This is a genomic window from Actinophytocola sp., from assembly GCF_036378875.1.
GTDB lineage: Bacteria > Actinomycetota > Actinomycetes > Mycobacteriales > Pseudonocardiaceae > Actinophytocola.
On sequence record NZ_DASUVO010000167.1, the window covers coordinates 37,026 to 47,393 of the forward strand.

Here is a 10,368-nt window from a genome sequence, read left to right on the forward strand (position 1 = left end):
AATTACGAGTTCAGAGAACCTGTCGGCTTATTCCTCGAACTCGCCGGTCTCCACCGAGGCCCAGTCGGTGCCCTTGACCTGGTACACGGTGAGAACCTTGTTGGTGCTGTCGCCGTTCTCGTCGAAGCTGATCTGGCCGGTGGCACCCTCAGCCGAGTACTTCTGAGCGGCTTCCAGCAGCGCGTCGCGCTTGTCTGCGCTCCACTCGCCGTCACCGATGGTCTCCGCCAGCGAGGCGATGATCGCGTTGGTCGCGTCGTAGGAGAACGCACCGTAGGCGCCGAAGGAGCCTTCCTCGAACTCCTTGTTGTACGCGTCGATGAACGCCTTCGCGCTGGGCAGCTCGTCCGTCGGCGCGCCGACGGAGGTGGCGAGGTCGCCCTCCTTGCCGCCGAGCTCGATGAACGTCTTGTCGAAGATGCCGTCGCCACCCATCACCGGGACGTTGATCCCGGCGCTGGCCAGCTGCTTGGACAGCGGGCCGGCCTGCGGGTACTCGCCGCCGAAGTAGACCGCGTCCGGGTTGAACGGCTTGATCGCCGAGATGACACCCGAGAAGTCGGTGTCGTTCTCGCCGACCTTCTGCCGGGTCACGATCTCCGCGCCCTTCTTCTCCGCCTGCACGGTGAACGTGTCCGCGAGGCCCTCACCGTAGGTCAGACCGTTGGTGACGATGGCGATCTTCTTCTTGCCGGCCTGGCCGACCAGGTAGTTCGCCGCGTACGGGCCCTGCAGCGAGTCGACGGTGCAGGTGCGGAAGTAGGTCTTCCACTGCCGCTTCGGGCTGTTGAGGTAGTCCTCGCCCTTGGTCAGCGTGTCGTTGGTGTTGGCGGGCGAGATCTGCAGAATGTTGTTCTGCGCCAGGACCGGCGCGACACTCTGGGCCACCGACGAGTTCAGCGTGCCGACGACGCCGACGATGCTCTCCTCGGACGCGAGCTTGGTCGCGGCCTGGGCGCCGATCGTCGGGTCACGCTGGTCGTCCTGCGCGTCGAGGGCGAGCTTGTAGCCCGGCACCTTGCACTCCGTGTTGGCCTGGTCGACCGCAAGCTGCGCCGACTGCGAGATGCCCTTGCCGAGAGCCTCCAGGTCGCCGCTCAGCGGCACGATGACCCCGACGACAAGCGTCCCCTTGCTCTGGTCGCAGCTGGCCTGGTTGTCACCACCACCACCCGGCGACTCTTCCTTGTTCGTGCTGCAGGCCGAGAGCAGCAGGGCCCCAGCTGCCACTAAGGCCGCGGCCTTCACCGTGTGGTTTCGCACGTGACGTCCCTTTCTCCGATATCCGTCCGAGCAGTGCCGCATAGCATGCCGAACCCAACCCTCACTGATGTCAGAGGGCTGGCCGGAACCTAGTAACCCAGCGCAGTCCTAGTCACGCCACAACGGCGCTCGTGACCAGACTGCAACTAAATTGACCGTCCGTGTCCGCTCTCCGGACTAACCCGGTCCTTCCGGTCATCGCGCGGTAACACGATCTCAACTTCGCAACGGACCCCCTGACCGGAACCTGCCTGCTCCTACCCTGCTGACGTGCCAACCAGAAAGCGGGTGCTGATCTGGCTCGGCGCGATCGCGCTCATCGCGAGCGCGATCGTCACTCTGCGTGTCACCGATGAGTCCCAAGGCAGTGACACGGACAGTGACGGCCCGCCGAAGCCCGTGCGGGTGGAGCGGTACGCCGCGGACCACGTCGTGCTACCCACGCCCGGCCGCCGCCCGGCGCCGCCGGCCAACCTGGTCACCACGCCTGCCGGACCCGACGCGTTGCGTGTGTCGTGGGCAGACGCATTGCCCGGCGGGCAGGTACCCGGGGGCGCCGCGGGCTACGAGGTGCGCTGGCAACAGGACGGCGGCGAACGGCGCACGCGGCTGGTCGCCACCCCGGACGTGCTGCTGAACCGGTTGAGCGGGAACCGGCGGGTACGGGTCGAGGTGCGCACGGTGGACTCGTTCGGTCAGCGGTCGTCGCCCATGGCGGTGGAGGGGACGCCAGAGGACGCCGACGACCGGTGGACGACCGCGCTGACCGGCCTGTTCGACGACTTCGCCGAGCCGGAACGACTGGCGGAACGCTGGCACCTGTCCGGTTACCGCGGCTGTGTCGACGTGGTGTCCGAGCGCGCCGACGGCCTGCCGATCGAGCTGGGCTGCGGTGCCGACCTCGCGGTGCTGCGGGCCCGGCAGCCGATGACGTTGACGCCGCCGAACCCGGCCGGTGAGCTCGGCCGGGTCGCGGTACGCACCGACACGGCAGGCGCCGGCGGCGAGTTGACCATCGCGTTGACCCCCGGGCCCATGGACCGGGTCGGCGTCGACCGGCAGCGGGCGAACCGGTTCACCGAGCGCGACCCGGCGCTGCCCGGCGGCGCGATCCGGGTGGCCGTCGACTCGACGGGGGTGCGCGTGAGCGCGGCGCCGGACGTGCCGGCCGTGGCTCCCGCCCAGCTCGAGGTGTACCCGGCACCGGTGCGTGGGCCGGGCGTCCCACACCTGTTCGAGGTGGTGCTCACGACGGCCGGGCTGCGGGTCTACCAGGACGGTCTGCTGGTGGCGGTGGCCGCCGTCGTGCCGCCGTGGCCGTCGGCGTCGGTGCTGCTGGGGTTCCGCGGCCCGGACCGGCGGCGGTCGCGGGTGCACCTGATCGCGGCGGGTTTCACCGGGCCGGTGACCGAGTTGGCCTCGGTGGTCGAGGTGCCGGTGAACCCGGGCACGCAACGGGTCCTCGACCTCACCGAGCAGTCGCCGCAGCTGGGCATCGCACGGACGCCGCTGACGACCGCGGCCTCCGCCCGCCTGGTCGCCACGATCATGGTGGCCGGCGAGATGGACCCGACCGGTGTCGTCATACAGCTCGGTGACCTGCGAGTACCGGCCCGCCCGGCCGTCGCGGCGCCGTCCGGCGCATCCGGCGCCGCGGTCACGGTGATCGCCGACGTCCCGGCAACGCTCCTCGGCGTGCTGGGAGCACCCTCGATTACCCCGTTCGTGTTACGCGCGCCGGGCGCGAACCAGCAGGTCCGGCTCGTGGAGACATACCTGGAAATCACCCAGGTGGGCGGCGGCCGACCACCCGCGCAGGACCTCAAGACAGGCCGGCGGCGAGGCCCCGACATGCTGCCGGCGATCGACGCCGTGCTCTGCAACTCCGCAGGCGAGCCACTGACGTCCGCCGTCGTGCCCCAACGCGGCCAACTGGTGCTCGACGTGAAACTGGACGCGTCGAGCAACCAGTGGGAGACGGGGTCGATCGGCGGTGTGCAGGGTTTTCAGGTGTGGTTGGACGGCGAACTGGCCGCCGCCGTACCGACGCGCACCAACGGCCCAGGACTGGGCGGTCGGTACGCGTTGTCGATCGCGGTCGGCGGCCTGAAGCGAGGCCCACACCTGATGGAGGTGCGCGAGTACGCCATGGACGGCAAGGGACTGCCGGTGTCGGCCGTACTCAACTTCACCGTCAGGTGATGTTCTCGACCACCGCCTGGGCGACAGCCTTCATGGTGGCGCGCCGGTCCATGGCCGTGCGCTGGATCCAACGGAAGGCCTCGGGTTCGGTGAGCCCCTGCTTGGTCATGAGAAGGCCCTTGGCCCGCTCGATGAGCTTGCGGGTCTCCATCCGCTCGGTGAGCGTGGCCACCTCGGTCTCGAGCGCCGCCAGCTCGGCGAACCGGCTCACGGCGAGTTCGATGGCCGGCACCAGATCATGCTTGGCGAACGGCTTGACGAGGTAGGCCATGGCACCGGCCTCCCTCGCCCGCTCAACGAGATCCCGCTGGCTGAACGCGGTGAGGATCACGACAGGCGCGATCCGCTCCCCCGCGATCTGCGCAGCCGCGTCGATGCCGTCGAGCCGAGGCATCTTCACGTCGAGGATCACAAGGTCGGGCCGCAGCTCCTTAGCCAACGCGACGGCCTGCTCGCCATCGGCGGCCTCCCCGGCAACGTGGTAGCCCTCTTCCTTGAGCATCTCCACAAGGTCGAGCCGAATAAGCGCCTCGTCTTCAGCGACGAGCACGCTACGCTGCACGGCCGGGCCGGACTGGGCCTCGGCAGCCTGATCGGTCACCGGGGTCCTCCTGAATCAATCGGTCTGAGCCTCCAGCGTACCGGCGCGACGCGACCAAATACCCCCTGCACGAGGGTGATCAGCACAACGTTAACGGGCCAGCAACAGTGGCCATGACCAGCGCCACACCCCCAACCACAACCCTGACGACCGGCGCACAGACGATCCCGTAAAGTCGTCATGCACCACGCCCCCGTAGCCCAACCGGCAGAGGCAACGGACTCAAAACCCGTCCAGTGTGCGTTCGAATCGCACCGGGGGCACGTACAGCATCCGCACGAGACACGCCTGCCGTCTGAGCAGGCGTTTCTTGTGCGGTATCCATGGTGTTGGTGATCCTTTCTGCTGCTTCGGCGATGACGGGTAGCTCTGTCGCGGGGAGCCTGATGGTGATGGTGGCGTCGTCGCTGTCCGGGTGCAAGCGCACGGTGAGGTTGGTGATCTCGAACAGGGCCCGGAGGAGCTGCTGGGGTGCCTGGGTGAGGTTGAGCGTCAGGTAGGGCAGCGCGTCCAGCAGGTCGATGTCCTCAGCGGTGGGCCGGGGCGGTCCGGCTTGCTCGGCGGCGTCCAGCTCGGCGATCGACGCGAGAGCGATCCGGCGTTCGGTTTCGAGGGTGTTGTAGGTCTCTCGTAGTCCTTGGCCGAAGGGGTCGTCGGGTGCGCAGTCTTGGGCTTGGCGCATGACGTTGTCCTGTCGCCGAGACAGGTCAGCGAGAGTGCGTTGGAGCCGCTCTCGTTCGGCCTCTCGCTGTCTCGTCTCGCGGTCATCGGTGCTCGCGAGACCGGCCGTGAACAGCTCTCGCCGGTGCGGGCCGAACACTCGGTCGATGTAGACCTGCGAGACGGCGCTGAGGATCTCGTCCTCTCGGATGTAGGCGGCTTTCGCGTGCCCGGCGTGCTTGTCCGGCCGTCCGCGGTTGTTGGACGCGGGGTTGCACATGTAGTACTGGCTGCCGTGGCGGTGGTTGCCATACATCCGCCGGTCACACGAGTGGAACACCATCCCCCGCAGCACATAGGTGCGGCGGGTCTTGGGGTGGGTGTTCGGGGCGTTGCCGTCACGGGAGCCGCGTTTGGCGGCGCGGCGGGCGGCGAGTTCGTCGTACATCCACTTGGGGATCAACGGCTCGTGCACCGGCTCGGCGGACCACACCCACAGCATCGGGTCGTTGACCTTCCCTTTGCGGGAGCGGGTGGCGCGTTTGTTGTAGACCATGTAGCCGGTGTACTTCGGGTTCTTCAGGATCTCGTACACGCTGGTCTTGCTCCACGCCCCCCGCGCCCTCGTCTTGCCGGGCGGCACGGGTGGCGGGTACTTGGTGAGGTCCTGGTTGAGGCGTTCGGCGATGGTGCCGTAGCCGAGGTTCTCGTGGTAGCGCCACAACGCGATCTGCGTGACCGTCTCCCCCCGTGCCCCGTCCGGCTCCAGCCGGGACTTGGTGTGGCCCTTGGCGGCCTTCACCGAGTTCGGGTGCCGGTAGACCTTCGCCTTATAGCCGTGTGGGGGTTTGCCGATGTTGAACCCGTCCCGGGTGTGGGCGCACAACCCGCCCCAGGACTGCTCGCCGGTGTTGACCGCCTCGTACTCGGCCACCGACCGGTTGATCCCGCGTAGCAGGATCCGCTGCGCTTGGGACCCGTCCAGGGTGATCGGCTCGTTCGCGGCGAACAACGGCACATCCGCACGTTCCAGGTCCCGCTCGACCGACAAGCCCTCAAAGGCGCGGCGGGCGACACGGGAGATGCTCTCGCAGATCACCACGTCGAACCGCCGCTTCGGCTGCGCCGCCTCGGCCAGCAGGTCACCGATCCCGCCGTCACGCGGGATCGGGATGTTGAACCGCTCGTAGTTGGTCTTCCGGCCACGCTGGTCCAGTTCCATGCGGCCGGACTCGACGTCGTAGAAGTACGCGACGATCATCCACGCCTTCGGCAACGCGTCCTTGACGTTGTGGACCTGCCGCAACACCGACTGCCGCGGATCCTGCAGATCCTCGGTGGAGGTGCGGCACAACACCGCCACCCGCACCTCGCCGGCCAACAACTGCCCCAGCACCGCGCCGCGCATCCCCAACGGCGACACGGCATAGTCGGACAACCCGGACGGACCCGTCTCCGGGACCTCCCGTCTGGGTAACGGCCCCCGCAACGCGGGCGGCGGCGGGTCGGCCCGTGGGTCACGCGGGTTGCGTGGGTCATGAGGGTGTGTCATCGGTATCACCATCCTCACCAGAATCTGCGTCTGAATCTGTTTCGGATTTCAGTTGTTCACTGTGTGCCCAATCGAGCAGATCCCGAACAATCTCGGTCAGCTTGTCGCGTAATCGGTCAGCTTCCGGCCCACCGATCCACTCAACTTCTCCCCAGTAGCGGCGATCCCCGCCGCGTTTGCGCGGTTGATCATACCACCACACCGGGTCATCCGAACCAGATTCCGGCGACCTCTCCTGCGACTTCTCCGCGTTCTCCCACGGGTTCTGCCGAGAGGTCCGCCGTGGACTGGTCGGCAGGCCGGCGATGTCGTCATCCGGCGCTGGACGGGGCGATGGAATAACGAAATCGTCCACGTCGCCACTATGGTGATTACCAGGATCAGTACCGGAACCAGTTCCGGAATCTTTGCGGGGTTGATTGCCGGGGTCGTCACCAGGATTATTGCCGGGACCATTACCGGGGTTGTTGTCCGATGCGAGATCGGCACCCATTACCTTCCCTCCACTGCGTCACACGCACGTGCCGCGTCGACGACCCCAGAACCGCTCCGCGTTCGCGCGTTCTTTCCGTCACGTGGGAGGTCGACGCCCCATCGGGCAACCACTAGGGGGAGGGAAGGCCACCGTTACCGGCGCCCCCACGCTAGATCCAAACTACACGACCACCACCACGATTGCAGATGCACACATACCGTCACGAGACGTGACTAGCACGGCCGCTACCAGCGGTTTTCATGTTGCTGGAGCCGCCGGTTGGTGCGGGTGTGACTGGGTAGGCGGTGTGGGAGTTCGTGGCCATGACGCAATGCCACAACCCGGCGGCGGCGCCCCCAGAGCGAGGCGGGCGACCCAGTCGGGGTGTGACACGGGGGCGAGGGTGACATCGGCAGGCCGTGCGCATGGATGACCTGTTCGGCGGTGTGCCACTGACCGTCACGCCCGTTTCGAGCGACGGTCCGCGCGGGATCGCGTGCCAGATCGTCGACCGAGCCGGCAACTGGCGCGGGCGGCTCGCGACGCGGGTCGGCCTGGCCATCGTGCATCGGCCGACTATGACACTCCCGTACCTGATCAGCGCCGATACACCCGCTGTCGACCACCGGCTCACCGCGCGGAGTCCACCCGAGGTCGGGCCTGAGGTGGACTCCGCCCCGACCATCAGGAAGCCACCGACGCCCGCTAGTTCACCCCCGCCTAACTCACCGACCTACCCGCCCCCACCGTCCGCCTCCGCATCAACCACGCTTACACCAACCCCACACCGTGCACATCGACTAACCATCCCCAAGCGCTGGACAGACCCACGGAAACCGTCAGGTTTGCACCCGAAACGCCCCCCACCGGGGACGCGTGGCCCGAGTGTCCTCGACTCGACGGGTGCGCCGCCGGTGGAGTAGACGGCGAGCGCTGACCGAGGCCGGTCAGCCGCAACATGCGCAGTGTGGGCTGTTGGGTGCAGGCCTGAGCGGCCAAACGACCGTCCGGAAATGCTGTCGTTCGTCATGGTCGATTACCCTCAGGTTCCGTCGCTTGCACTGCGAAGATCGGTGACGCTGACGGTGGGGTCGTAACAAGATTGTCGGACCTCTCGACTAACGTTGGCGGGCTGTCGATTAGGAGGTCATGCGTGCTGCTCGAGGAGGTCAAGCCAGGACTGCGGCTTGAGGGACTCATTCCTGCTGAGGTCATCACAGTCCTCGCGGTGCAGTGGCACGGTGCTGACGCACTGGAACTGACCTACAAGACCACAGCAGGTGGGCTCGGGCAGCAGGTGGTGTTCCGGAAGGACGGGGGCACTCTGTCGATCGCCCAGTCCGGAAGCCGTGCCTTCGACGCTCCGGCCAGCGACTTCAAGCTCGTCGCCGAGGCGCAGCGGATCACCCTCGCCGGCCTGTTCGATCCCATGCTCGCGGTCGCGACAAGTGATGTCCGGCCGCTGCCGCACCAGATCCGCGCCGTCTACGGTGAACTGCTCCCGCGCACGCCGCTGCGGTTTCTCCTGGCGGATGACCCCGGCGCCGGTAAGACGATCATGGCCGGGCTCTACATCAAGGAGCTGATCCTCCGCGACGACGTGCAACGATGTCTCATCGTCGCGCCCGGCGGCCTGGTCGAACAGTGGCAGGACGAGTTGTTCTTCAAGTTCGGCCTGCGCTTCGACCTGCTGACCAACCAGCTCGTCGACGCGAACATCAACCTCAACATCTTCGAGACCAACCCGCTGCTGATCGCGCGAATGGACCAACTCGCCCGCAATGAGGAGCTGCGAGCGCGGCTCACGGAGACCGAGTGGGACCTGATCATCGTTGACGAAGCCCACCGGATGGGAGCGCACTACTTCGGCGGCAAGCTGGAGAAGACGAAACGCTTTCAGCTCGGCGAGCTTCTCGGCGAGATCACCCGCCATTTGCTGCTAATGACGGCCACCCCCCATTCAGGCAAGGAGGAAGACTTCCAGCTCTTCCTCACCCTCTTGGATCGTGACCGGTTCGAGGGCAGGAACAAAGTCACCGCCGACACCAGCGGCATCATGCGCCGGATGGTCAAAGAGGATCTGCTGACCTTCGAAGGCAAGAAGCTGTTCCCCGAACGGATCGCCGAGACCGTTCCCTACGAGCTCACCGCCATCGAGTACCACCTGTATGAGCAGGTCACCGAGTACGTCCGTACCGGAATGAACCGGGCAGAGAAGCTCGACGGCAAGCGCAGGAACACCGTCGGCTTCGCGCTCACCGTGCTCCAGCGGCGGCTTGCCTCCAGCCCCGAGGCGATCCACCGGAGCCTGGTCCGCCGCTCGCGGCGCCTGGAACGCAAGAAGCAGGAAATCCTCAACGGCACCTACCGGGAGGCAGAGCCCGCGATCGACCTCGGCGGTCTCGACGCGGACGAGTACAACGCCGAGGAGGTCGAGGCTCTCGAGGAGGAACTCCTCGACGCCGCCACCGCAGCACGCACGGTGCAAGAACTTGACGCCGAGCTCGTCGAGTTGACCGAGCTGACCGCGCTCGCCAAGCGGGTCCGCGATCTCGGCACGGACCGCAAATGGACCGAGCTGTCGACGATCCTGCAGGACAACGCGCTCACCACGGACAGGGATGGCTGTCCGCGGAAGTTCATCATCTTCACCGAGCACCGTGACACCCTCGACTACCTCCAGGGCCGTATCGGCTCGCTGCTCGGCCGCCCGGATGCCGTCCGAGCCATCCACGGTGGCGTGCGCCGCGGTGAGCGCCGGCAGATCACCGAGGAGTTCACCAAGAACCGCGACTGCCAGATCCTCCTGGCCACCGACGCCGCGGGCGAAGGCCTGAACCTGCAGGCTGCCCACCTGATGGTCAACTACGACCTCCCGTGGAACCCGAACAGGATCGAACAGCGCTTCGGCCGTATCCACCGTATCGGCCAGGAAGAGGTCTGCCGACTCTGGAACCTGGTCGCTTCCAACACCCGCGAGGGTGAGGTCTTCACCCGCTTGCTGCTGAAGCTTGAGGAGATGGGCAAGGCCTACGGCGGGAAGGTCTTCGATGTGCTCGGCGAGGCGTTCGCCGAGACCCCGCTCCGCAATCTGCTGATGGAGGCGATCCAGTACGGCGAGCGTCCCGATGTCCGGGCGAACATGCACAAGGTCATCGACGCCAGCGTCGGTGACGGTGTCAAGGACCTGCTGGAAGAGAGGGCTCTCGCCGCTGGTCACTTGGGGGAGGCCGACCTCGCGGCACTCCGTGCCGCGATGGATGAAGCCCGCGCTCGACGCCTGCAGCCGCACTACATCGAACTAGCGTTCAAGGCGGCGTTCACTCGCCTCGGCGGACGGATCGCCAGGCGCGAACGCGGACGCTACGAGATCGCCAACGTGCCGGCTTCCCTCCGGGGCAGCAAGCACGGGCCTATCGCGACCCGCTACGACCGGGTCACCTTCGACCTGCCCCACGTCGCCCTGGATGACGGAATGACCCGCGCCGATCTCCTCGCGCCAGGTCACCCGCTGCACGACACGGTGATGGACGAGGCCATCAAACAGTTCGGCGGTACCCTCAACGCCGGCACCGTGCTGGTGTCCTCAACTCTCGACGAGCCGCACCTGCTGGT

Annotated in this window: 5 protein-coding genes, 1 tRNA gene and 1 pseudogene; 3 read left to right on the forward strand and 4 right to left on the reverse strand. The window is 66.9% G+C overall.

Going from position 1 to position 10,368, the window contains the following annotated elements; all coding sequences use genetic code 11:
• Positions 1 to 27 precede the first annotated feature (27 nt).
• On the reverse strand, positions 28 to 1,263 hold the full coding sequence (locus VF106_RS46095; protein ID WP_330846421.1) for a branched-chain amino acid ABC transporter substrate-binding protein: 1,236 nt from the start codon (positions 1,261 to 1,263) through the stop codon (positions 28 to 30).
• Between the two features lie 270 nt (positions 1,264 to 1,533).
• Between VF106_RS46095 and VF106_RS46100 the strand changes: the two genes are divergently transcribed.
• A complete protein-coding gene (locus tag VF106_RS46100) occupies positions 1,534 to 3,465 on the forward strand; it encodes a hypothetical protein (RefSeq protein ID WP_330846422.1) in 1,932 nt (643 codons plus the stop codon).
• On the opposite strand, the gene VF106_RS46105 is transcribed toward VF106_RS46100, so the two are convergent.
• Positions 3,458 to 4,066 (reverse strand): two-component system response regulator PdtaR, encoded by a 609-nt coding sequence (locus VF106_RS46105; RefSeq protein WP_330846423.1) that lies wholly within the window; start codon positions 4,064 to 4,066, stop codon positions 3,458 to 3,460. The genes VF106_RS46100 and VF106_RS46105 overlap by 8 nt on opposite strands.
• A 189-nt stretch (positions 4,067 to 4,255) precedes the next feature.
• Here VF106_RS46105 and VF106_RS46110 point away from each other — a divergent pair.
• Positions 4,256 to 4,329: transfer RNA gene (locus VF106_RS46110), tRNA-Leu, on the forward strand.
• Between the two features lie 629 nt (positions 4,330 to 4,958).
• Here the strand turns inward: VF106_RS46110 and VF106_RS51100 are convergent.
• Both VF106_RS51100 and VF106_RS46120 read right to left on the reverse strand, forming a co-directional pair.
• Positions 4,959 to 6,290, reverse strand: a pseudogene (locus tag VF106_RS51100) (recombinase family protein); the annotation flags it as partial.
• Positions 6,262 to 6,771, reverse strand: coding sequence for a hypothetical protein (locus VF106_RS46120; RefSeq protein WP_330846425.1), 510 nt, complete (start codon positions 6,769 to 6,771; stop codon positions 6,262 to 6,264). The pseudogene VF106_RS51100 and the gene VF106_RS46120, both read right to left, overlap by 29 nt.
• Positions 6,772 to 7,855: 1,084 nt before the next feature.
• Between VF106_RS46120 and VF106_RS46125 the strand changes: the two genes are divergently transcribed.
• Positions 7,856 to 10,368, forward strand: a 2,513-nt coding sequence (locus tag VF106_RS46125; RefSeq protein WP_330846426.1) for a DEAD/DEAH box helicase, incomplete at its 3' end; no start/stop codon positions are given.

Coding starts and splice junctions, on each gene's coding strand:
- VF106_RS46120 (WP_330846425.1), bottom strand. CDS start 6,771: ATGGGTGCCGATCTCGCATCGGACAACAACCCCGGTAATGGTCCCGGC.